11 protein-coding genes are annotated in these 23,754 nt (G+C 69.5%); 2 read left to right on the forward strand and 9 right to left on the reverse strand.

Features of this window, described 5'->3' with window-relative positions:
- The first annotated feature begins 5 nt into the window (after nt 1–5).
- On the forward strand, nt 6–491 hold the full coding sequence (locus WCE59_RS06650) for a hypothetical protein (RefSeq protein ID WP_343257957.1): 486 nt from the start codon (nt 6–8) through the stop codon (nt 489–491).
- Nucleotides 492–494: 3 nt separating this feature from the next.
- On the opposite strand, the gene hrpA is transcribed toward WCE59_RS06650, so the two are convergent.
- Complete coding sequence (hrpA, locus tag WCE59_RS06655; protein ID WP_343257958.1) at nt 495–4,508, reverse strand: ATP-dependent RNA helicase HrpA; 4,014 nt, start codon at nt 4,506–4,508, stop codon at nt 495–497.
- Between the two features lie 151 nt (nt 4,509–4,659).
- On the opposite strand from hrpA, the gene recQ reads away from it, so the two are divergent.
- Entirely contained in the window at nt 4,660–6,522 is a 1,863-nt protein-coding gene (gene recQ, locus WCE59_RS06660) for a DNA helicase RecQ (protein WP_343257959.1), read from the forward strand.
- Between the two features lie 36 nt (nt 6,523–6,558).
- On the opposite strand, the gene WCE59_RS06665 is transcribed toward recQ, so the two are convergent.
- The 8 genes from WCE59_RS06665 to tagF all read right to left on the reverse strand — a co-directional run bounded on the left by WCE59_RS06665 (nt 6,559) and on the right by tagF (nt 23,753).
- Nucleotides 6,559–7,119, reverse strand: a complete 561-nt coding sequence (locus WCE59_RS06665) for an ECF-type sigma factor (RefSeq protein WP_343257960.1) — start codon at nt 7,117–7,119, stop codon at nt 6,559–6,561.
- Between the two features lie 105 nt (nt 7,120–7,224).
- Nucleotides 7,225–8,262, reverse strand: a complete 1,038-nt coding sequence (tssA, locus tag WCE59_RS06670; RefSeq protein ID WP_449284123.1) for a type VI secretion system protein TssA — start codon at nt 8,260–8,262, stop codon at nt 7,225–7,227.
- Nucleotides 8,263–8,301: 39 nt separating this feature from the next.
- Nucleotides 8,302–16,614 (reverse strand): two-partner secretion domain-containing protein, encoded by an 8,313-nt coding sequence (locus WCE59_RS06675; protein ID WP_343257962.1) that lies wholly within the window; start codon nt 16,612–16,614, stop codon nt 8,302–8,304.
- Nucleotides 16,615–16,624: 10 nt separating this feature from the next.
- Nucleotides 16,625–18,289 carry a ShlB/FhaC/HecB family hemolysin secretion/activation protein gene (locus WCE59_RS06680; RefSeq protein ID WP_343257963.1) on the reverse strand — a complete coding sequence of 555 codons (1,665 nt, stop codon included), beginning with the start codon at nt 18,287–18,289 and terminating at the stop codon, nt 16,625–16,627.
- Between the two features lie 85 nt (nt 18,290–18,374).
- Nucleotides 18,375–18,713: a hypothetical protein gene (locus tag WCE59_RS06685; protein WP_343257964.1), complete on the reverse strand. Its 339-nt coding sequence runs from the start codon at nt 18,711–18,713 to the stop codon at nt 18,375–18,377.
- Entirely contained in the window at nt 18,710–22,285 is a 3,576-nt protein-coding gene (locus WCE59_RS06690; RefSeq protein ID WP_343257965.1) for a protein kinase domain-containing protein, read from the reverse strand. Before WCE59_RS06690 ends, WCE59_RS06685 begins: the two co-directional genes overlap by 4 nt.
- Nucleotides 22,286–22,290: 5 nt before the next feature.
- On the reverse strand, nt 22,291–23,019 hold the full coding sequence (locus tag WCE59_RS06695) for a PP2C family protein-serine/threonine phosphatase (protein WP_343257966.1): 729 nt from the start codon (nt 23,017–23,019) through the stop codon (nt 22,291–22,293).
- The gene (gene tagF, locus WCE59_RS06700) at nt 23,016–23,753 is read right to left on the reverse strand and encodes a type VI secretion system-associated protein TagF (RefSeq protein WP_343257967.1); all 738 of its coding nucleotides are present in this window, start codon (nt 23,751–23,753) and stop codon (nt 23,016–23,018) included. Before tagF ends, WCE59_RS06695 begins: the two co-directional genes overlap by 4 nt.
- Between the last annotated feature and the right edge of the window lies 1 nt (nt 23,754).

Genomic DNA, 23,754 nt, shown 5'->3' on the forward strand with positions numbered 1-23,754 from the left:
GTTTAATGATCGTCGCCGTCGCGCTGGCCTGCGCCGCGCCCGCCATGGCCCAGCAGGGCATCCAGCAGCAGATGAGCGCTGATGAATTCCGCGCCGCTGGCCTGGACAAACTCAGCGCCGCGGAGCTGGCGAACCTGGACGGCTGGCTGCAGCGCCAGGTGCAGCAGGAAAGTACCGTGGCGGTGGAACGGGCAGTGGAACAGGGCCGCGAGGAAGGACGGGAACAGGCATTGCAACAGGTCCAGCAGGGCGCACCGGCGCCGCCTCCCGGCCCGGTGCAGGCGACGCTCAACGGCCAGTTCAACGGTTTCGGTCGCGGCCAGCGTTACACGCTGGATAACGGGCAGGTCTGGGAGCAGACCGATGGCGCCCGCCTGGACGGCGTGCGCGTGAGCAACCCCGCGGTCACCATCCGCCCCGGTGTCCTGGGAGTCTGGTGGCTGCAGATCGAGGGCTACAACACCCGCGCCAAGGTACGCCGGGTCCAGTAACCGTCAGCGGGGCTGCTGCCCCGCACGGATGGCCTGCAATCGCCGGGCCAGCTTCTTCGCCGATACCCCGCCGCGCACGCCCAGTTCCTGGGCGTGGATGGAGACCCGCAGCTCCTCCAGGTCGCGGCGGAATTCCTGCCATTCCGGCTCGGCCCCCTGCCCCTGCAGCCCGGCTTCTTCCAGCGCCTGGACGAACGGCACCAGCTCCAGCATGCGCTGCTGGTCACGCTGGGGATCGCGCAGGGCGCGTTCGGCCCGCAGCTCCAATGCATGCAGATAACGCGGGTACTCGGACAACAGCGATTCGGGCACTTCACGTAGAAAACCGGGCGGCGCCAGCGCGGCCAGATGCGCATGCATGTCGTCCAGATTGGCCCGCGCCCAGCCCATCAGGGTGGACTCCAGGCCGGCCCGGATCGCGGCAATCCGCTCCAGGATCTCCTCTGCCAGCTGCAGCCGACGCATGGCCTCGGCAGACAATCCCCGCCCGATCCGGTCCCTGACGGCGGCAAACGCGTCCGCGTCGCGCACTTCGAGCAACCCTTCGCTGGACAGCGCGGCAAACGCGCCGTCCACCAGATCCTCGCGCAGCAGATCGCCTGCGCGTCCGCCACCACCCGCCTCGATGGCGGCGTACAGCAGCGCGGTCCGCGGATTGACCGGCAGCTGCTTGCGGACCTGGCGCATTTTTACTTCCAGACCAATGTGCAGCAGGCGCCGCACACCCTGTGGATGCAGCCGCCGGGCCTGCGCGGGATCGGCATACACCGCCAGGGCAGCGGCTTCACCTTCGTCAGACAGCGCCGGATAGGCCGCCACGCCGCCCGCCCCGGGCACGGATTCGGGCACTGGATCCTGTGGAAACGCGGTCAGCCCCTGCTTGGCCATGCCCCGGGCTGCGCGGGCGGAGAAGGCCTCCGCGGCACGTTTGCCAAACCGGGCACGCAGGTCTTCAAGGCTGCGCGATTCAGCCAGTACATGCCGCGCGTCGGCATCCAGCAGCCGCAGGTTCATGCGCAAATGCGGGTCCAGCGCGGATTCGTCGAATTCGGTGCCCTGTATCGCCACCCCGGTCATCCGCTGCAGGAACCTGGCCAGGGTGCCGGCGAAGTCATCGGCTTCCGGGCGCTCATGGGCATGGGCAAAGGCGTTGGCGAAATCCGGCGCCGGCACCAAGTTGCGCCGCAGCGCCTTGGGCAGGGAGCGGATCATCGCCATCGCCTTGTCCAGGTAGAAGCCCGGTGCCAGCCAGCTCAGGCGCGCCGGGTCCAGCGCATTGAGCAGGTGCAGCGGCACCACCAGGGTCATGCCATCGTCGGCGGCGCCCGGCTCGAAGCGGTATAGAACGTCCAGCCGCGCATCACCCAGGGCGATGACGGGCGGGAAGCGGGAGGCGTCGCTTTCCTCGGCCACCAGCAGGTCTTCGCGGCTCCATTCAAGCGCCCGCTGCTCGGCCTTGGGCACCTTTCGGTACCAGGCGTCCAGCGAACGCGCATCGATGATCTCACCCGGAATGCGCTGCGCATACCACTGCGCCATCCAGTCCTCGTCCACCACCAGCCCAACCCGGCGCTGCTTGGCTTCTTCCTCCAGCGCGCTCTCGAGCGTGGCCACGTTGCGCGCCAGGAACGGGCTGCGCAGGTTGACCTCGCCGCGCGAAAGACCATCGCGCAGAAAAATATCCCGGGCCTGTTCCGGATACAGGCGGCCGTAATCCACCGGCTTCTTCGGCGCCAGCACCAGGCCGAACAGGCTGATCTGCTCGCTGCCGATCACCCGTCCCTGCGACCGCGCCCAGCGCGGGTCGTGGTGCCGACGGGCCAACAGATGCGGCAGCTCGGCGATCACCCATTCGGGCTCGATCGCGGCGTTGGTCAGCGCCCACACCCGCTCGGTATCCAGCAGCGTTGCCGACAGCACCCACGGCGGCGGTCGTCGCGCCAGTAGCGATCCCGGAAACAGCTGGAACTTGCGCCCGCGCGGGCCTTCATACAGACCGCGATCCACGCGCTGGCCCACCTGCGTCGGCAGGCCGGCAATCACGGCGCGGTGCAGCGTGGCGTAGCGGGCGGTAGCTTCTTTGCCGTCGGACGCTTCCGCCGGGCTTTCCTTCCCGGGGCCGGTCGCATCCCATCCCAGCTCGGTGCACTGCAGCTTGAGCTGGCGGTGCAGCTCGCGCCATTCGCGCATGCGCAGGAAGCCGAGGAAGTTACGCTCGCACCAGCGCCGGAGCTGGGACTGGGTCGAATCGGCATGGGCCTGGCGATAGGCCTCCCACAGCTTGAGGATGCCGACAAACTCGGACTTCGGATCAGCAAACTCCGCATGGGCGTTATCGGCCGCGGCGCGCTGGTCGGCAGGACGCTCGCGCGGATCCTGGATGCCCAGGAACGAGGCCACCACCAGCATCTCGCGCAGGCAGCCGTGCGCCTGGGCCGCCACCAGCATCCGCGCCAATTTCACGTCCAGCGGAAGCCGCGCCATAGAGCGGCCGATCGCCGTGAGGGTACGTGACTCCTCCACCGCGCCCAGTTCGGTCAACTGCTGCCAGCCGTCGGCCACGGCACGCGGGTCGGGCGGATCGATGAAGGGAAAGTCCTCGATCAGGCGCGGACTTGCCTTTGCCATGGCTTCGGCCTGGCCCCGCCGACGCCGACCACCCCCGCGGGTTTCGCCCAGGCCCAGCGAGAGCATGCGCAGGATCACCCCGGCCAGCGCGGCGCGGCGGATTTCGGGATCGGTGTACTGCGGTCGCGCGAGGAAACCCGCTTCGCTGTACAGCCGGATGCAGGTACCCGGTGCCACGCGGCCGCAGCGCCCCTTGCGCTGGTCGGCGCTGGCCTGCGAGATCGGCTCCACATGCAGCCGGTCCAGCTTCAGGCGCGGGCTGTAGCGCTTGACCCGGGCCAGGCCGGGATCGACCACGTAATGAATGCGCGGCACGGTCAATGAGGTTTCGGCCACGTTGGTGGCCAGCACGATGCGTCGCTGCGGACCGGGGTTGAACACCCGGTCCTGGTCGCGCACCGACAGCCGCGCGTACAGCGGCAGCACTTCGGTATGGCGGTACTTGCGCTGTTCCAGCGCCCGATGGGCATCGCGGATTTCGCGCTCGCCGGGCAGGAATATCAGAGTGTCGCCGGTGCCGCGCTCGCGCATGATTTCATCGCAGGCCGCCACCACGCCGTCGACCACCGTGCGCTCACCGTCCTGTTCGCCTTCGCCCTCCAGCGGGCGCCAGCGCACCTCCACCGGATAGCCCCGCCCCTCCACGTCCACCACCGGTGCATCGCTGAAATGTTCAGCAAACCGACCGGTATCAATGGTGGCCGAGGTGACGATCAGGCGCAGGTCGGAGCGTCGCTGCAGCAGCTGCTTGAGATAGCCCAGCAGGAAATCGATGTTGAGGCTGCGCTCATGCGCCTCATCAATGATCAGCGTGTCGTAGGCCGAGAGCCAGGGATCGGAAGCGATTTCCGCCAGCAGAATGCCGTCGGTCATGAACTTGATTGCGGTGCGATCGCTGACCCGGTCGCTGAAGCGCACCTGGAAGCCGACTTCCTCGCCCAATGGCACGTTGAGCTCTTCAGCCACGCGACGCGCCACTGCCCGCGCCGCGATCCGGCGCGGCTGGGTGCAGCCGATCATCCCTGCCGCACCCCGGCCCGCGGCCAGGCACAGCTTGGGAAGCTGGGTGGTCTTGCCGGACCCCGTTTCACCAGCGACCACCACCACCTGGTGGTCGCGGATCAGTTCCACGATGCGCTCGGCCTCTGTGGCAATCGGCAGTCCGGTATCCACGCTGGCCTTGGGCAGCCGGGCGGCCCGCTGCTCACGCGTCTGCACGGAGACCTGCAGCGCCTGCTCGAAGCGCTCGCGCGCGTCATCTTTGGAAGGATCGGCCTTCCAGCGGTTCCACAGACCCATCAAGCGCCCGCGGTCACGCGCCAGCGCGCCGTCGATGGCGCGCCGGGCCTGTTTTGATGCGCCGGTCGCGCGGCGGCTTCCAGGATTCATGTACATCCAAGCTGTAACACAGTGCCGTATTGTCGCCTTTCCCACATGCCTTTGAGATCAAGCCATCATCAGGAACCTGACCGGGATCTCTGACGGCCCACCGGCACCTTCTCCGATAGGCCCCCGACCGGCGCGCCGGTATCCTTGTGGCATGTCGTCACCACAAGAGCACTCTGCGCTGGAGGTCCTGCAGCGCGTCTTCGGCCACTCCGCGTTCCGCGGCGAGCAGGCCGCCATCGTCGAGCACGTCGCCACCGGCAACGACGCCCTGGTGCTGATGCCCACCGGCGGCGGCAAATCACTGTGTTACCAGCTGCCGGCGCTGCTGCGCGAGGGCACCGCGATCGTGGTTTCGCCATTGATCGCGCTGATGCAGGATCAGGTGGAAGCGCTGCGCCAGCTGGGCGTGCGCGCCGCCTATCTCAACTCCACCTTGGACGCCGGCCAGGCCCAGGCGATCGAACGCGAATTGCTGGACGGGGACCTGGACCTGCTCTACGTCGCCCCCGAGCGCCTGCTCACCGGCCGCTTCCTGTCCCTGCTCGACCGCGCCACCCTGGCACTGTTCGCCATTGACGAAGCCCATTGCGTATCGCAGTGGGGGCACGACTTCCGCCCCGAGTACCGGGAACTGACCATCCTCCACGAGCGCTGGCCGCAGGTGCCGCGGGTGGCGCTCACCGCCACCGCCGACCCGCCCACCCAGCGCGAGATCGCCGAGCGCCTGCAGCTGGAGGACGCACGCCGCTTCGTCAGCTCCTTCGACCGCGCCAACATCCGCTACACCGTGGTGCACAAGGACAGCGCCAGGCGCCAGCTGCTGGACTTCCTGCAGGCCCACCAGGGCCACGCCGGCATCGTCTACTGCCTGTCGCGGCGCAAGGTGGAGGAGACCGCGGAGTTCCTGGCCGCCCAGGGCATCGACGCGGTGCCCTACCACGCCGGCATCGACGCCGGGACACGCGCGGCCAACCAGCGCCGGTTCCTGCTTGAGGAAGGCGTGGTGGTGGTGGCCACCATCGCCTTCGGCATGGGCATCGACAAGCCGGACGTGCGCTTCGTCGCCCACATGGACCTGCCCAAGTCGATCGAAGGCTACTACCAGGAAACCGGCCGCGCCGGCCGCGATGGCGAACCCGCCGACGCCTGGATGGCGTATGGCCTCGGCGACCTGGTGCTGCTGCGGCAGATGATCGCCCAGTCCGACTCGGGCGAGGAGCGCAAGCGCCTGGAACACCGCAAGCTCGACGCCCTGGTCGGCTACTGCGAATCCATGCGCTGCCGGCGCCAGGTGCTGCTGGCCAACTTCGGCGAGGAGTATGTGCCGGCAGAAGGTACCTCCGGGGTCGGCTGCGGCAACTGCGACAACTGCCTGCAGCCGCCGCAGAGCTGGGACGCCACCGAGGCCGCGCAGAAGGCCCTGAGCGCGGTGATCCGCAGCGGCCAGCGCTTCGGCGCGGCCCACGTGATCGACATCCTGCGCGGCGCAGACAATGAAAAGATCCGCCAGTTCGGCCACGACCGCCTGAGCACCCATGGTGTGGGCGCCGACCTGGACGCGCGCACCTGGCGCGGCGTGATCCGCCAACTGGTCGCCCACGGCCTGCTTGAAGTGGACGCGGAAGGCTACGGCGGGCTGCAGCTCACCGCCGCCAGTCGCCCGGTGCTCAAGGGCGAGGAACAGGTGATGCTGCGGCGGATCGTCGCCCCGCGCCGCGAGCGCGAGCGCGCCCGGGCGGTGCGCACGCCGGCGGCGGCCATCGAGCTCGCCGACACCGACATGCCGCTGTTCGAAACCCTGCGCGAGCTGCGCGCACGGCTGGCGCGCGAGCAGGGCGTGCCCGCCTACGTGATCTTCCACGACAGCACCCTGCGCGAGATCGCCGCGAGCCGGCCCGCCTCGGAAACCGAGCTGGCCGGGGTCGGCGGCATCGGTGCCGGCAAGCTGGAACGCTACGGCGAAGAGGTGCTGGAAACCGTGCGCCTGCACGGACAGGGCGACCCGGTCGCCTGATCCCGGGGCACGAGCGCCCCCCCCTGGGCGGCTATATCAGGACAGTTCCCTGCTCAGCCAGGCCCGGGCGAACCTCAGGTCCCGGTCCAGCGTCGCCGGCGACACGTCCAGCGCCAGCGCCACCTCGTCACGATTCATGCCGCCGAAGTAGGTCAGCACGATCGCGTTCGCGGCGCGCTGGTCGTTCTCCCCCAGCCTGAGCAGCGCCTGGTGCAGGGCCAGCGCCTCGTGTTCGGCGGACGTCCCCTCATCCGGCACCATCCGGTCGACCCACGAGAGCGTCACGTCCGAACGTCCACCGCCTCGCTTGGCCGATGCGCGCGAACGCGCGAAGTCGACCAGCACGTCGCGCATCTTCAGCGAGACCAGGGCGAAGAAGTGCACCCGGTCCGAGTAATCGGTGTGCTGCTGCAGCATCCGCAGCACGGCTTCATGCACCAGCACCGTCGGCCGCAGGGTGACGCTGTCGGGCGTGCCCGCCAGCCGCGCCGCCGCAATCTGTCGCAGCGTCGCGTACACGGCCTCCACGAGCCGGTCCCTCGACTGGATGTCGCCGCCCCGCCAAGCGCGAAGCAGGCTGGTGATTTCTTGCCCCAAGAGCGTGTCCCCCGCAGCGCGCCACCATTGAGCAGTGATCGTCCGCAGTCAAGCCGCAGGAGCTCCCGCACGTGACCAGTGTCACGTAATGCCGTGCCGCGGCCGTCAGTCTTCCGGCTGCGGGCCGGAGACCCGCGTCAGCTCGTCCATTCCGCCCGGGGCCAGGTCCTCGAGCAGCTCCCGGAAGTCCTTGCCGACCAGGCGCTGCGCACGCCGCAGCAACAGTGGAACCGGACTGGAAGGTTCCTGTTTGGCGTAGTACTCGCACACCTCGTCCAACCGGCGCAGCACGTCCGCGGGCCCGGAGATGCGCCCGCTCGCGGCCGGCATGCCGCCCACCACGTCGTCATCACCAGCGGATTCCCCGCCTTCCGCCGCCGCACCGTCGCCGTTGCCGCTGCGCGCTTCCCACCGCGGCTTCAGGAATTTCTGCAGCTCATGCAGGTCGCCGAGCAGCGGCTTGAGGTCGGGCGCCGATACGCCAAGCCGGTCGGTCAGCATCGCATCGATGTCACGGGCGCCCTGTCCGGCCCGCTCCACCGCCTCGACCGTGGATTGCAGCTGTTCGGCCGGGCAGTCCATGCAACAGGCTTCGATCGCGGCCAAGGTCGGCGCCTCGCCCTCACCGGTGAACGCCAGCTCGCCGTTGGCGATGCGCAGGTCACGCAGGCTGAAACGTCCCAGGCGTGGCGACTGCACGAACGGTGCGCTGCGGAACAAGCGCAGGGCTCCGCCGGTATCGGTCAACGCGAGCACCGCGTTGACCCGCGCCGTGGGATCGTCATCGTCCTCGGCATCAAGCTGTGGATGCACGCTGTCCCAGAGGTTCGCCAGCAGGCCGTGCACCAGGGCCAGCCCGTCGGCCCAGCCTTCCTGTCCGCGGCGGTTCGTCCATGCCGCGCACAGGTGCGCCGCGACGCGCAGGTCGCGGGTGCGCTCCAACAGCGCCAGGGCGAGCGTTTCGACCCTGGCCCAGTCCGGCTCCTCGGCGGCAATCACGCTCTCGCCGACAGCACGCTCGGCCCTGGGCGTCGCCGCAGCCTCCAGCGCAAGGAAGTCCGGGTCATACTCCAGGTCGCTTCCGGAAGCGGTGTCGCCGTCAAGGGGGGCCAGCATTGCGTCAATGTCGTGCGGCGTGGTCACGGCCCTGGTCCCTCCATGCGCGTCTGCACGGCTTCTTGTTTACGCATCGATGCACTCCGGATCCGGGAAATCGGGATCGCACTCCGGCCGCTGGTCATCCGGCATCCGGATGCCAGGCTGCACGATGCCGTACGCCCGATAGCCCGAAGCATCCGCACCCAGGTCCACGTACTCCAACTCCCCCTGGCTGGAACGCTGGACCCGGCTGGAAATCACCGATACCGGCACGTTCACGGCGTTCGTGCCGATCACGGGCAGCAGCGTCCCATCGGCCCGGGTGGCGTAGAAGTACGCTGGCGGCAGGCCGATGAATTCGACCGTCTGCTGCTCCACGCCGATCACGTGGATCGGCGCTTCCAGCAGGCCGATGTGGCCGGTCGATGCGTAGAAACCGGTGCCATTGCGGATCGGCGTGGTGCCTTCCTGCAACAGGTCGCCGTCGACGATGGACAGGTAGGTCACGGCGGTACCGGCATCGATCGAGTACTCGCTCTCGCCAACCGCCGCCAGGGTCAGCGTGCCCACGTTGGTCATGCTGAAGCCTGCATGGGAGGTGAAGTCGCCCAGCACGGCGACCTGGTTGTCGACGAAGCGGTCGCGGGTGCCCAGCGTCGTGGCTCCACCGGCGCTGCCGCTGAGCGTCCCGGCCATGATCCGGCCTTTGCCCTCCAGCCCGATCGCACCATCGGCATCCAGGCGCATCATGTCCGCGGAGACCTGCTCCTGGATGGCAAGGTCGCCGCCCACGGCCAGAGCCAGCCGGTTGCCGCCGTCAACCGGACCGGTCACCGCCAGCGGGCCGGTTGTGCCCAGCTCCAGCTCGCCCGCACTGAACGCGCCGAGTTCGGAGATCGCGTTGCCGTCGCCCAGCATCGCCGCGCCGGCCACCTGCCCGGTCAGCACCTGCGCAGTGAGCACCCCGCCGGCGCGCGTGACCGCGCCATCGCTTCGCAGCGCCAGGGTGCCCAGCGCGGTGACACCACCGCCGATGCCGATCCCGTCGCGTCCTCGCAGGGACACCTCGCCACCGGACAGCGCGCCACCCGCGGACAGCGCACCGCCCAGTGCGGCGAGCCGCAGGTCGGCGGCGCCGGTATCGATGGCGTGGGTGGGCAGGGTCAGGTCACCGTCGGCCACCAGCGATACCGCGCCTCCGCGGTTGTCCAGCGAAGTGATGAGCAGGTCGGTGCCGTTGGTCATCGCGATACCGGTGCCGGCCACGTCCACCGCGCCCACGAACGTGTTGTCTTCGTCTTCAAGCGTGACCGCGCCAGCGCCGGCCGCCAGGCTGCTTTCGCCTTCGACCCGCAGCCCCCCCGACTGGCCGATGGCACCCCCGTTGCTGCGCGCAGCCAGGTCACCGGCAATCGTGCCGCGGCCCAGGCCAAGGTCCCCGTGGCTGGTCACCGCCAGCGACGCCACGTCCACATCACCCAGCGCAAGCGCATTCGCGTCGACGATCGATACCGCACCGCCGGCCAGGTGAACCAGCCCGGCGAAATCGTTACCCGCTTCGTCCAGCATGATCGCGCCGTCGGCGGCATCCAGCGTGCCGGTGCCGCCGACCGCCAGCGCGCCGGACTGGCCGATGTCCCCGCCGTTGCTGCGCGCGGTCAGTTCCCCGGCGATATTGCCGCTACCCAGGCCCAGGTCGCCGTGGCTGGTCGCTTCCAGCGAGGCCACGTCCACCGCGCCCAGCGCAAGCGCATTGGCATCAGCGATCGATGCCGCGCCGCCGGCCAGGTGCACCGTCCCGGCGAAGTCGTTGCCGGCGTCGTCCAGCGTGATATCACCGGTGCCCGCATCCAGCGTGCCGGTGCCGCCAACGAACAGCGCACCGGACTGGCCGATGGCGCCATCGTTGCTGCGCGCCACCAGATCGCCGGCAATGTGGCCCTGGCCCAGCAGCAGGTCGCCCTGGCTGGTTGCATCCAGCGACGCCACGTCCAGCTCGCCCAGCGCCAGCGCGTTCGCATCGACGACTACCGCCGCGCCTCCGGCCAGGTGCATCCGCCCCGCGAAGTCGTTGCCGGCGTCGTCCAGCGTGATGTCTCCGCTGCCAGCGTCAAGCGTGCCCGTGCCGCCGACGTACAGCGCGCCCGACTGGCCGATGCTGCCGTCGTTGCTGCCTGCCGCCAGGTCGCCTTCGACACGGCCCACACCCAGGTCCAGGTCGCCAACGCTGGTTGCGTCCAGCGAAGCCACGTCCACCCCGCCCAGTGTCAGCGCACCGGAGTTCACGATCGTGACCTCGTCGCCCGCCAGGTTCACCGTGCCCGCAAACGCGTTGCCGGCATCGCCCAGCGTGATGTCACCCTCGCTGACGTCCAGCGTGCTGCTACCACCCACGCCCCAGGCACCGCCCTGCCCCACGCCGCCCTCAGCAACCGTGAGCACCAGATCACCGCTGGTATCCAGCGTGGACAGCGCATTGAAACGCCCGGCATCAACGGCAAGCCCGGTCAGCGGATCCGTGCTGCCCACCGCGCCGTTGAAAGTCACCGCCCCGGCCCCTGCGGCCACGTCCAGCGCATACACGCCATCCACCGTCGAGCCGAAGGTAATGTCACCGGTTGCACTCGCGAGGGTGCGGTCATCCAGTAGCTCCACCGCGCCGCTGTAGGCCTGGCCGCCGGAAGTCGAGACGTCGTCGCCAAGTCGGATCGTGGCCGCGGTCGCAGCCAGGCTGGTCACGTCCACCGACGCAAGCGTCAGTACGCTGGTGCCGACGATCGTGGTCCCACCGCCGGTCAGGTGCACCGACCCGGCGAAATCGTTGCCGGCAGCATCCAGCGTGATGTCACCATCGCCGGCATCCAGCGTGGCCGTGCCGCCAACGGACAGCGCACCGGACTGGTCGATGTCACCGTTGTTGCTGCGCGCCACCAGGCCACCGGCAATGCTGCCCTGGCCCAGCAACAGGTCGCCTTGGCTGGCTGCATCCAGCCAGGCCACGTCCACGTCGCCGAGCGCCAGCGCATTCGCGTCGACGATGGTGGTCGCGTCGCCGGTCAGGTGCACCCGCCCGACGAAGTCGTTGCCGGCCTCATCCAGCGCGATGTCACCACCGCCAGCGTCCAGCGTCCCGGTGCCGCCGACATACAGCGCGCCTGACTGGCTGATGGCGCCGTCGTTGCTGCGTGCCACCAGGTCACCGCCAATACTTCCCTGGCCCAGGTCCAGGTCACCGTCGCTGGTCGCATCCAGCGAAGCCACGTCCACCCCGCCCAGCGTCAGCGCACCGGAGTTGACGATCGCAACCGCATCGCCCGCAAGGTCCACCGTACCGGCGAAGGCGTTGTCCGCGTTGTCGAGCGTAATGTCGCCGGCGGCGTCCAGTGCTGTCGCTCCACCCACGTCCCAGCGGCCGGCCTGGTCGATGCCGTCCTGGGCCACCGTCAGCGACAGGTCGCCGCTGGTGTCCAGCGTGGACAGCGCATTGAACTGCCCGGCCTCAACGGTAAGCCCGGTCAGCGGATCGATGCCGCCCACCGCGCCGGTGAACGTCACCATGCCGGCCTGCGCCGCCACATCCAGCGCATGGGCGCCGTACACGGCAGAGCCGAAGGTGACGTCGCCGTCCGTGCTTTCCAGCGCCACGCTGTCCAGCAGCCGCACCGTGCCGTCATAGGCCTGGTGATCGACGGTGTTGATGTCGTCGGCAAGCTGGATCGCCACCGCGGTCGCATCCAGGCTGGACGCGTCCACCGTGCCCAGCGTCAGCAGACTGCCGCCGTGGATCGCCACCGCGCCGCCGGCCAGGTGCACCGTGCCGCCGAAAGCGTTGGCTGGATTCTCCAGCGCGATCGCCCCGTCGTAGGCCTCCAGGTCGACGTTGCCCGTCACCGACCATTGCCCTGCCTGGGAAATGCCGCCCCGGGCGATGTCCAGCCGCAGCGGCCCCATCACATTGAGCTGCCCGGCGGCCGCAAACCCGTCCGCGGTCACGTCCAGTCCGGAGAGCGCGGTGGCGGCGCCCACGTCGCCCTCGAAGGCCACCGCGCCGAGCGCAGCCACATCCAGCGCGTGTGCACCGTCCACCGTCGAAACGAAAGTAATGTCGCCCGCGTCGCTTTCCAGCGCCCGGTCATCCAGCAGCGCCACCGCGCCGCGGAAGGTCTGGTCACCGCCGGTCGCGATGTCCCCGCCAAGCTGGATCGTAGTCGCGGTCGCATCCAGGCTGGATGCCTGCACCGTTCCGAGTCTCAGCGTGTTCGAGTCGACGATCGACACCGCGCCACCAGACAGGCTCACCGTGCCGCCGAAGTCGTTGCCCGCACTGTCCAGCGTGATGTCCCCGCTGCCGGCGCTCAGGGCCGCATCGCCGCCCACCAGGAGCGAACCGCTTTGGGTCATTCCACCCGCCAGGCTGGTGGCGTCCAGGCTGTCCGTGATGGCGCCGCTGCCCAGGTTCAACGCACCGCCGCTCTCCGCGACCAGCGACGACACCTCGATGTCCCCGAGCACCAACGCGCCCGTATCACGGATCACCACCGCACCGCCGCGCAGATCCACCACGCCGGCGAAACGGTTGTCCTGGTCCAGCGTGATTGCACTGGAGCCCGCGTCCAGGTGGCTGGTGCCGCCGACTTCCAGCGCACCCGCCTGGCCGATCGCGTGGCCGTTGCTGTCCGCCACGAGGTTGCCGTCGATGTGCCCCTGGCCCAGGTCCAGTTCGCCGTCGCTGGCGGCATCCAGCGAACCAACGGCCAGGGTGCCCAGCGTCAGGGCAGTGCGGGCGTTGATCAGCACGTCGCCGCCGGCGGCCAGGTCCACCGTGTCGCCGAAATCGTTGTCCTCGCCCAGGGCGATCACACCGTCCACGGCGCTCAGGATGCTCGTGCCATCCACCTCCAGCGCACCCGACTGGCCGATGTCGCCAGCGGCGCTGGTCGCCTGCAGGTTGCCGCGGATTTCCCCCTGGCCCAGGCCCAGGTCACCGCCGCTGCTCGCCGACAGCGCGGTCACGTCCAGGTCGCCCAGTTGCAGCCCGCCCAGCGAGCGGATCCAGGCCGCGCCGCCCAACAGGCTCACCGGCCCGGCAAAATCGTTGCCCGCGTCGTCCAGCCTGATCGCGCCGGTGCCTGCGGCGATCGTACCCGTACCACCCACCGCCAGCGCGCCGGACTGGCCGATGTCGCCGTCGCTGGTCGCCTCCAGGTCGCCAACAACGGTGCCCCTGCCCAGGTTCAGCGTGCCCTGGCTTTCGGCCACCAGGGAGTCCACGGCCAGATCGCCCAGCCGCAGTGCGTCGGCGGCAGATATCTTCGCCGCACCGCCGCTCAAGCCCACCTCCCCTCCGAAGCGGTTGCCCGCGTTTGTCAGCGTGATGGCCCCCCCGCTGCTGAACGATGCATCGCCGTCGATCGAGACGCTGGTTTCCTCCGCCTGGCTGATCGCAGGCACGTTGCGCAGGCTGAAATTGCCCCCCACGTCCACGTCGCCCAGCTCGGCCATCTGGTTTTCGGCGTCCAGCGACACGGAGCCCCCGGCATTCACGTGCAAGCTGTCCATCTGCACCACGCCGCCCGCCTGGCTGATGCTCGCCCCGCTGTGCAGGGTCACCGTGGACGCGACCACGTCATGGCCAAGGTGGATGCCATCGGCGCCGGTCAGACTCACATTGGCACCGCGCAGCGTGGCGGCAGTCGCCAGTTCGCCCCCGTTTGAGGCCAGGATCAGTCCGGCGGGACCGGTGTCGATCGATTCTCCCGGCAACGTCAGCGTTCCACCGGCCTCCAGCCGGATCCCATGCCCAGGGCCCGGTTGGAACGTCAGCCCGGCAATCGCCAGGTCCTCCTGGCCCACCAGGGTGATCCCGTTGCCGGTGGCTGTCACTGCGCCGCCGAACCTGTTGATTCCGTCAGCGAGCGCGATCGATCCGGTGCCAGCATTGAGCGTACTTGTGCCGGTAATGTCCAGCGCGCCCGACTGGGTGATTGCACCGTTGTTGCTTTGCGCCACAAGGTTGCCATCGATGCCACCGCTGCCCAGGTTCAGGGCCCCGACGCTGGTCGCATCCAGCGTGCCGACATCCAACGTCGCCAGGGTGAGTGCGTTCACGTCCTGGATGCTGACATCGCCTCCGGCCAGGTGCACCGCGCCGACAAAGTCGTTGCCGACTTGAGTCAGCGTGATCACATCCGTGCCAGCGTCCAGCATGCCCGTGCCGCCTACCTGCCACGCCGCGCCCTGTGCAATCCCGCCGGTCGCGGCGGTGAGCGCCAGGTCGCCGAAGACCACCAGGCGGTTCCCGATCGACACGCTACCGGCGTCCGCCGTCAGGCTGGCCAGCGCCGTGGTGATACCAACGGGGCCACCGAACGTCGCCGCGCCGGCGGCAGCCTCCACCGTCAGTGCATGGGTGCCGTCAACGCTGCCTTCGAACGCCACGTCGCCGGCGCCGCTTGCCAGTGCCACGTCCGCAGCCAGGCGTAACGCGCCGTCGTAGCGCTGGTCGCCGTCTGTCTCGATGTCCCCGCCGAGCACGATGCTGGTGGAGACCGCGTCCAGGGTCCCGACGTCCACCGCGCCCAGAATGAGCGTACCGGTGCTCCCGACCTCCGCCGCGCCTTCGGCGTCAAGGTTCATCGTCCCGGCGAAATCATTGCCGGAATGAGCCAGTGCGATGCTGCCGCCCTGTGCAACCAGCGTGCTCACGCCGCCCACCGTGATCGCACCCGTCTGGCTGATGTCGCCGCCGCTGGTGACGCCGAAGTTGCCAGCCACACTGCCTCCGCGGAACGTCACCGATCCGGCGCTGCTTGCCCCAAGCGAACCGACGTCCAGCGTGCCGATATCCAGATCCAGGTCGCTGGCGATCGTCACCGCGTTACCCCTGAGCTGCACCGCCCCGTCGAAACGGTTGCCGGCTTGACCGAGCGAAATACCTCCGTAGCCCGCGTCCAGGACGCTGGTCCAACCAACCTGGAGTCCACCGGGGCTCTGGGTGATGCCGCCGCTGTTGCTGACGGCCACCAGGTTGCCGCCAATGACACCGGAACCCAGGCCCAGCGCGCTCTGGGTCCTGACCGCCAACGAGCCCACGTCCAGGGCGCCAAGGCCCAGGGCATTCTTGTCCTGGATCGAGACCTCGCCGCCAGTCAGGTTGACGGCCCCGAGGAAGTCGTTGCCGGCGTTGTCTAGCCGGATCTGGCCGGATCCGGCGTCCAGCGTGCTCGTGCCACCGACCTGCCAGGCACCACTCTGCGAGATCCCGCCATCGGCCACCGTAATCGACAGGTTTCCGTCCAGATCCAGGCCCGACTCGATATCGAGGCTGCCGGCGTCCACCGTCAGTCCAGTCACGTCCAGCGAGTCGCCATCCAGGCTCACGGCACCTTCAGCGGTGATGAGTGCATCTGCACCGGAAGTGATCGAGCCGCTCTGCACGACGCCACTGCCGCCGCCGGAAAGCACCACGCCCCCGTTGCCTTCGGCGTCGATCCCCGAAGCGGTGATGATCCCGGCGTGGTTGACGGCATTGCTCAAGACCCCGCTTGCCACGTTGGCGTGCATGAAAACCCGGCCGCCATTCGCGTTTAGCACTCCGTTGTTGTGCACCACAGCGGGCTCGTTGTGCACAGCGGTCAAGGCCCCATCAACCGCGATCGAAAGACGGTTGCCTGCGCCGAAGGACAGCGTGGCGGTCTGCGTGCCAAGCAGGTTGATGCTGCCCGTCTCAGCCGTGATGATTCCGGTGTTGGACAAGTGTCCGCCAAGCAGCGTCACCCCTTGCGCACCGGTTGCCACGATCACGCCGTCGTTGGTGATCGAGGCGGGGATGCCGCTGGACGTCATGGCAATGCCGTCGCCGCCATCGAGGAAAACGTTCCCATCGACCTGCAATGTGGATGCGATCAGCCCGCCCACGTTGACCCAGGCAGTATCGCCAAAGATGATCCCGTTCGGATTGATCAGGAAGACGGTTCCTGTCGCTTCCAGATTGCCGTAAATCTGCGACGGATTGACATCACCGATCACGTTGAGCGCGACGGCATCGGCAAGCTGGTCGAACCTCACCGTGTAGCCTTCGCCAATATCGAACGTCGCCCAATCGATCAGACCGCGCAGATGGTTGCCCTGGTCGATGACCATCGTGTCCCCCGCAGGGGTGGTGGTGATGTTGTCAATCCCCCCCCGTATCACGTCGCCACCCGGCAACGTTTGGCCCGACACACTCAATGGGATGGCAGCCAACGCAAGTGCCGTCGCCAATCCGGTGATCGCAGGAACCGCTCCGCGCGTTGCTGCCCGCCTTGAGGTGGAACCGCGTCGGCGCTGGGCATGCTCCGAAACCACCTGCACCTGGCGCAGCGCGTGGTTGAAGACGAGGCTGTAGATACGATTCATGGCAGTGTCCTCAGAACGTCATGCCGAAGCTTGACCAGATGCGGTAATCGTCGTCGTCCGCGGGGTCTTCCCCGCCCACGGGCGCCGCCACCGACAGGCGGAACTGGAGCCCGTGGAAGGTCGGAAGCCGGAACGCCAGGCCGGCGCCGACCCCCGTGTACGACGCCGACGGGCTCAGGCTTCCACTCGCGCCGGACACCCGGCCGTGGTCGGCGAACAGCTCGAACTGCAGCACTTCGCGCCAGGGGCGGCCACCGAACGGGGACACGCTGTCGCCGAATCCCGGCGCGTCGACGTGGTACTCCAGGCTGGCCAGCCAGCCGCTGTCGCCCAGTGCTTCGGACACGGCAAACGCCCGCGCGCTGTTTGGCCCGCCCACCGAGAACTGTTCCATCGGCACCAGCACGTCGTCGCTGTACTGCCCGCTCAGCTTGAGCAGCATGCGCTGCGAACGGGTCAGGTACTGCATGCGCGTGTAGGCCGCGCGCAGCACGGTGAAGTCGCTCTCGCGCATGGGCGTGGTCAGGTCCGGATCCACCGAACGGTCGTCAAGCGCCATCCGCACGCTGGCCTGGACCAGGTCCACGCCGCGCAGGCGGGTATCGATCCGGCGCATGGTGAACCCCGCCTCGGCCACGTCGAACTCCTGGTCCGAAAGCTGGAAGCCCAGGGCATCGAGCCGTGAGCGCTCGCGGATATAGCGCATGGAGGCCTGCATCTGCAGGGTCTCCCGATTGATGAATTTCCAGTCCGCGCCGGCGTAGGCCAAGGTCGTGGGGCCCTTGATCTCCAGCGCGGCGAAGGGTCCGCTGCCTACCTCCAGCTCGCTGCGGCTGGCCCCCACCACGGCGCTCAGCCCGGGGGCCAGGCCCAGCGGCACGCTGTAGGACAGCGCGCCCATCCAGCTTTGCGCCGGGCTGAAGGCATGCACGTAGTTCGCGGAAAACACGTCGCCCAGGCCCAGCGGGCTGTTCCAGGTGACGCCCAGGCTGGCCCGGTAGCGCCCGGTCAGATCGGTGCCGTGGTTGTTCAGGCCGACGTCCACCACGAACGGACGGTCCGCCTCGCGGGCCACCATCACCAGGTCGGTCTCGCCCGTGTTCTCGCCCGGCTGCAGCACCGATGACACCGACACCCCGGGCAGGTCCCGGGCGTACAGCAGCGCGCTGTCCAGTTCACCGGCATGCAGCGTGCTTCCGCGCAGGCCCTGCAGCGGACGCGCGATGGCGGCCTCGCGGTAGCGTTCGGCGCCCTGTACCAGCACCCGGCCAAGACGGCCTTCCAGCACCTGGATGCGCACCACGCGATCCTCGCCCACGTCCTGCGCCGGCACATAGGCGGTGCTGACCATGAAGCCGGCCTCGCGGTAGGCGGCTGTGATCGCGTCGGCAACCGACTGCAGCCCATCAAGTGACACCCGCGCATCCGCGGCGTCATCCACCAATGCGGCGAACGTGCGATCGGCCAGCGCCTGCATCGTGGCCGGCGTGATATCCGCCTGCGGATGCTCGCCCACGCCCTCCACCCGCAGCCCCGAAACCCGCAGGGTGTCTGATTCGGCGTAGGCCCGGTCACGGACCGGCGGAACCACATTGGCGGTCGCCAGGGCCTGGTCCGGCTGTGCCGCCGCCGCCCCTGGAACCGCAATCAACAACGCAAGCACGAACCTGATCATCAAGCCCCCCGTTCCCTTGCTCGATACCGGCATCCTACGCCACGCGGAAATCTTCCGCGCTGGCGCATCATGATGCGGACGAATTTCAACGCACATGGGCATCCCCGCTTGCGAACCAGATAAAGGCAACGGCAAGCGCGGCAATGCCCGCCAGCAGCGCGAACAAAAGCCGCCGCGGCACCTGCGTCCGCGAATCAAACAGGATCGACGATGCGCTGTCCCGGCCTTCGCCCGTTGCCGCGCCGTCGCCCCGACCGGCCGCTGGCACGATCGCGTTGCGGGCGGTGATTTCATCGCGCACCCGCAGCGCGGACAGCACCTCGCGGCGCCGGACGCGATATCCCGCCCGGTCGAACTGTCCTTGCCGGTACGCCCGCTCCAGCACGCGCAGTTCGCGGTTGGCCATGTCCACGCGCCCGCTCATTTCAACTCCCGCAGCAGCCGCAGGCCGACGTCGCGCTGCGCCGGGCCGGCGCCTTCGCGCCGTGCATCGACCGTGCACTCGGACCAGTAACTCAGGAAACTGCCGCCGCGCAGCACCACGCCTTCCCCGCGCGTGGTCTGCTCCCAGACGTTGCCGGTCAGGTTGAGCAGCCCCCACGGGTTGGGCTCGCGCCCGCGCCCCGACACCGGCGCGCCGCCGGCCTGGGCCGCGCTGGCGGTTGGCGGGATGCAGTTGCTGTCGCCGGCCTGGCGCCAGTCCGCGCCGGCCTTCGCCGCATGCGCCCACTCCGCTTCGGTAGGCAGGCGATAGCGCCACCCCCCGGTGGCGCGAATCAGCCAGCGCGCGTAGGCCCGGGACTGGGTGGGGGTGATGTTCTCGATCGGCAGTGCGCCCAGCGCGGGGTCGGACACCGGCCGCACCCTGCACGTGCCGGTATCGGCACAGAAGCGGTTGAATTCGCTGACGGTGACCTGGGCGCGGGTCAGCGCATAAGGTTTACCGCCGCCGATCCCCGGCACCACCACCAGGGTCGGGCCGCGGGTCTCGCCGATCGTGTCGTGACAGAAGCGGCCGCGCCCGACCAGGCCCGGCTGGCCGCAGGGATCCGGCCCGGCTGGAACCGGCGGCAGTGGATCCTCGATGTCGACCGGCTGCTCGCTGGCGCTGTCCGGTGATGCTGTTTCCCCGCTTGGGCGCGCCCCCCCGGGCCGGGCGTCCGGGACCTGCGCTGCCGGACCCAGGCCGTCGATCCGCTCTCCCAGGCTCGCTTCGGACAGCAGCCCCTGGGCACGCAGGCGTGCCTCCATTTCGGCCATGCCCACCGGATCGGCGCGATACGCCGCCTCCAGCCGCTCGCGCGCGCCTGCACGGGCCTGTTCGGACAGCGGCTCATCGCCGGTTTCCAGCACCAAAGCCGCCAGCGCGTAGCGCTCGTGCACGGTACGCAGCCCGGCGCGATCGCCCAGGGCCTGCGTGCCCTGCTCCAGCAGCGCAGCCGCCTGCCGGTGCTCGCCGCTGTCAAAGACGGCGGCGGCGTGTTCAAGGTATGCCTGCTCCAGCAGGCCCGGACCCTCTTCCGCCAGGAAGCGGCTGTCGGGGTCGAGCGCCTGGATGCGCAGCAGCGCGTCGTGCGCGCGCTCCAGATCGGATGCGGCGACGGCATGACGGACCGACTCGGTCCTGGCCGCGACCTCCGCGGCAATGCTTTCCTCGGCCAGCCGTTCCTGCAGCTGTGCGTGCATCGCCTGCAGGCGCTCGCGCTGCGCCAGCAGAGGCGCGGAGTCGGGCGCATGGCGCAGCCCGAACTCCACCAGCGAACGCCCGTGGGCCAGCTCCACCGGCTCATCCACGCGGGCTGCCTCGGCCGCGATCGCGCGGGCCAGGGCCTGGACCAGCTCATCCGTCTGCGCGGACCCATCCGCCCCAAGGACTTCCATCGCCGCGGTCACGTCGTCGCGCCAGCCCGGGTCGGTGGAACGCGAGACCACGCGCCCGGCCAGCACTTCGCGCGCGTGCTGCACGTCGCGCAGTGCGATCCGCTCGGCCTGCCCGCGCTCGCGCTCGGCCAGGCCGGCAACCTCCAGCTCACCCGCACGCAGCTGCAGCCGCAGCGAATCGGGCAGCGCCTGCCGGGCCTGCGCCAGCTGCCGGCGCGCGCGTTCCAATTCGCCGGCCCCAATGGCATCGGCGACCGCGTCGTCGTAGGCCAGCTCCAGGCCCGGGTGATGCAGCAGTGCGCTGTCCGGATCCACCGCGCGGACCTTGTCCAGCGTGGCAAGCGCGTTGCCCGGCTGGTCGCCGAAGATCCTGCCCTCGGCAATCTCCCCGGCCAGCTCGGCGTCCAGCGCGTTGAGCGCGGCGAACTTCTCGCGCTGCATCTCCTCATGGCGCGCATCCAGCCGCGGCGAGTACAGCCGCAGGTCGTCGCGCAGCGAGAACACCGCCATCGCCTCTGTAAAGCCGTAACGTCCCTGCGCCGGACTCCACAGGTCTTCCAGCCGGCGCAGCAGGAAGGATTCGATCAGCTCATTCTGGTCCAGCACCAGCTTGCGCCGGTCGTCCTCGCCCAGGCCCGACAGCGCCGCCGCGGCCTGGGCCTCGTCGGCGAAGCCGCCCTCGCCCCCGTCCTCGAAGCCGGCGATGACCATTGCGATCTGGCGATCGTGCATGTGCTGCGACACGCCCCAGGCAGCGGCACCGACAAGCACGATCGCGCCGACGCCGTAGCCCACCAGCGGCTTCAGCCGCTCCCGGATACCGACCTCGCGCAGGCCCTCGACCAGCAGCTCCACGCGCGCCAGCCGCCGCTCGCGGGTGAAGGCGACCGCATCGCACAGTGTCCGGTACTGGCGCTTCGTCAGTCCCGGCACGGCAGGCGGCTTGCGGCCCTCGCGCAGGGCCACTTCCGCGCTCAACTTGTCGAACGGGTGCTTGCCGGTCAGCAGTTCGAAGCACACGCAGCCCAGCGCGTAGATGTCGTCGCTGGGAGTCGGATCCTTGCCCTGGATCATCTCCAGGCTGGCGTAGGCCGGCGTCAGCGCGCCCAGGGTGGAGGCATCGAACACCGTCTGCTCGCCGCTGGCGCTGGCGGCGTGCTTGCCGGCGCGGGCGATGCCGAAGTCGAACACCTTCGGTACCCCGTCGCCGGTCACCATCACGTTGCCGGGCTTGAAGTCCGAATGCACCACGCCGGCGGCGTGGGCGCGGCCGAGCGCACGCGCCATGCCCTCGATCAGCGGCCGCGCCTTCGCCAGCGGCATGCCGTTGTAGGCCTGCTCGCGGATCACGGTGCGCAGGTCGTCGCCGGCGATGTACTCCATCGTCATGAAGACAATGGTCCCGGCCTTGTCGAAATCGTAGACGCGCACGATGTTGTCGTGGGCCAACGACTGCGAGCGCCGCGACTCGCGCTGCAGGGCGATCAGCGAATCGGGATGGCGGCGGAAGTCGTCGTTGAGCACCTTCACCGCGACGTAGGGATCGCGGTCGCGCGCCTCGATCTTGCGCTCGTCCACCGCCAGGAACACCACGCCCATGCCGCCACGGCCCAGCTCGCGCTCCAGCTGGAAACGCCCCTTGAGCAGCATGCCCACCGACGCCACCTCGCCGCCCGCCTCTCCGGCCAGCCGCTCCCAGCCGGCCGAAGTGCTGCCGGTTGCCCCGGTGACATGCGGCCCGTTCGCAGGCCTGGGTGCGATCGGCTCGACCCGGGTGGCGGCTTCGTCGTCACCCGGCGTTCCGCCGGGCCCGCCGGCGCGCGGCGCCACCACCGTCAGGTCCCCGGCACTGCCTGCGTCGACGCAGGGACTGACCACCGTTGCATCGTCATGCGCACCGCGCATCTCGCCCAGTCGGGCCACCAGGGTGCTGATCGTGATGTCGTCCAGGGCCTGTTCCTCCCGGAACCTGGTCAGGGTCTGCACGCCTTCCAGGTACTCGCTTTCGGGCAGCGCGCCGCGGCTTGCCAGCCGCTGCAGCACCTCGCCCAGGTCGATCCTCCCGGTGCGGAAGGCGGTAACCAGTTCAACCACGCTGGTGTCTTCTTCAGCCACGACCATCACTCCTTCAGATCCACGACCACGGCGGTCACGTTGTCGCGGGCGGTGCGCCCAAGTGCCAGCTCGAACAGGCGCGCAACCAGCGACTGCGGGTCGCGCCCGCGTTCGCACTCCACGCCCAGTTCGCCGTCGTCGATTTCCTTGTTGATCCCGTCCGAACACAGCACGAAGCGCGCGCCCGGCACGCTGTCGGCCACCACCCAGTCCACGAACAGCGGCTCCTGCGCGCCCACCGCCTTGGTCAGCGCCCCCGGCGCCGGCGCGTTGTGCGTTCCGGACGAGCCGGTGTTGAACCGGGTCTCGTCGTCCTTCTGGCCGTGTACGTGGTCCCGGGTGATCTGGCGCAGCCCGCCCCCGCCGTAGCGGTACACCCGGCTGTCGCCGACCCAGGCGCAGGCCATGAAGGCTGGATCGTGGACCAGCACGACCACGGTCGAACCGATCAGGTCCACCTCGCGCTCGGCGGCGAACCGCAGCAGCTCGGCGTTGACCTGATCCAGCGCGTCGTCGATCGCGTCGATGAAATCGCATACGTCGGCCGGTCGCTGCAGCCCGGCCAGGCGTTCGACGATCAGGCTGCTGGCATGGTCGCCGGCGCTGTGGCCGCCCAGGCCGTCGGCAACCACCCACAGGCCGGCGTCCTCGCGCACCAGCAGCGCGTCCTCGTTCAGGCGCCGGACCTTGCCGGTCTCGGTCCGCCCCGCGGAAACGTGTGCAAAAGCGCTCATGGCACGGTCGCTCCCAGGCGCCGCGCGCGCGCGCCGTTGGGCGAGGCCACGTCGAGGCCGGTGTCCAGGAAAGCGACGTACACCTCCGCCCCCGGCAGCCCGGCTCCGGCAAACAGCCGGCCGGTCACCCAGTCGTCGCCGCCGCACCACCACAGCCCGCATCCGTCCGGAGCCATGTGTGTCCACAGCGCCGACAGGACCGGCGCCGTCGGCGCCGGCAGCGGCAGCCAGTAGTCGCGCGCGGCGCGGTCCAGCGCGGGTGGGAACACCGGGAGGGTCGGATCCCCCGGGGCCTGCGGCAGCGCCAGCCCAGCGACAGCGGTCGAGAAGGCGTCGGCGTCGTACCCGGCACCGTCCTGCGCGCTGCGCAGCAGGCGCGCGGCATCGGCGTACCAGCGTCCGCCATCGTGCAGCACGCCCGGCGCGCCGCTGCCCGACGGCAGGCGCGCGGCGATCACCATCGGGAAGCAGCGCCCGACCCGGTCCGAGGACGGCCCCATCACCCCGGCCCAGGCGCCCTGCCCGCACACCCCCGGCGCCAGCAGGAAACGCCACACCGGGCTGGCGTGGTAAAGCGTCGGCCAGGAAGGCCCGAGCAGGTCGCGGCTCTCGGCGACGATGCGCGAGAAACGCCGATCCCAGGTGTCGATGAAATCCGGTGGCAGCCGCCGGCGCACGAAGTCGCCCGCGCCGGGCAGCTTGCCGAAGAATCCGGCGGCGGATGTCGTGTGCATG

The sequence above is a fragment of the Luteimonas qiangzhengi genome (assembly GCF_039548515.1).
Classification (GTDB): domain Bacteria; phylum Pseudomonadota; class Gammaproteobacteria; order Xanthomonadales; family Xanthomonadaceae; genus Luteimonas.

Excerpts from the sequence above, each read along its gene's own strand:
- WCE59_RS06675 (WP_343257962.1), bottom strand. The coding sequence starts at position 16,614 with ATGAATCGTATCTACAGCCTCGTCTTCAACCACGCGCTGCGCCAGGTG.
- hrpA (WP_343257958.1), bottom strand. The coding sequence starts at position 4,508 with ATGAATCCTGGAAGCCGCCGCGCGACCGGCGCATCAAAACAGGCCCGG.
- WCE59_RS06685 (WP_343257964.1), bottom strand. The coding sequence starts at position 18,713 with ATGAGCGGGCGCGTGGACATGGCCAACCGCGAACTGCGCGTGCTGGAG.
- tagF (WP_343257967.1), bottom strand. The coding sequence starts at position 23,753 with ATGCACACGACATCCGCCGCCGGATTCTTCGGCAAGCTGCCCGGCGCG.
- WCE59_RS06680 (WP_343257963.1), bottom strand. The coding sequence starts at position 18,289 with ATGATCAGGTTCGTGCTTGCGTTGTTGATTGCGGTTCCAGGGGCGGCG.
- WCE59_RS06650 (WP_343257957.1), top strand. The coding sequence starts at position 6 with ATGATCGTCGCCGTCGCGCTGGCCTGCGCCGCGCCCGCCATGGCCCAG.
- recQ (WP_343257959.1), top strand. The coding sequence starts at position 4,660 with ATGTCGTCACCACAAGAGCACTCTGCGCTGGAGGTCCTGCAGCGCGTC.
- WCE59_RS06695 (WP_343257966.1), bottom strand. The coding sequence starts at position 23,019 with ATGAGCGCTTTTGCACACGTTTCCGCGGGGCGGACCGAGACCGGCAAG.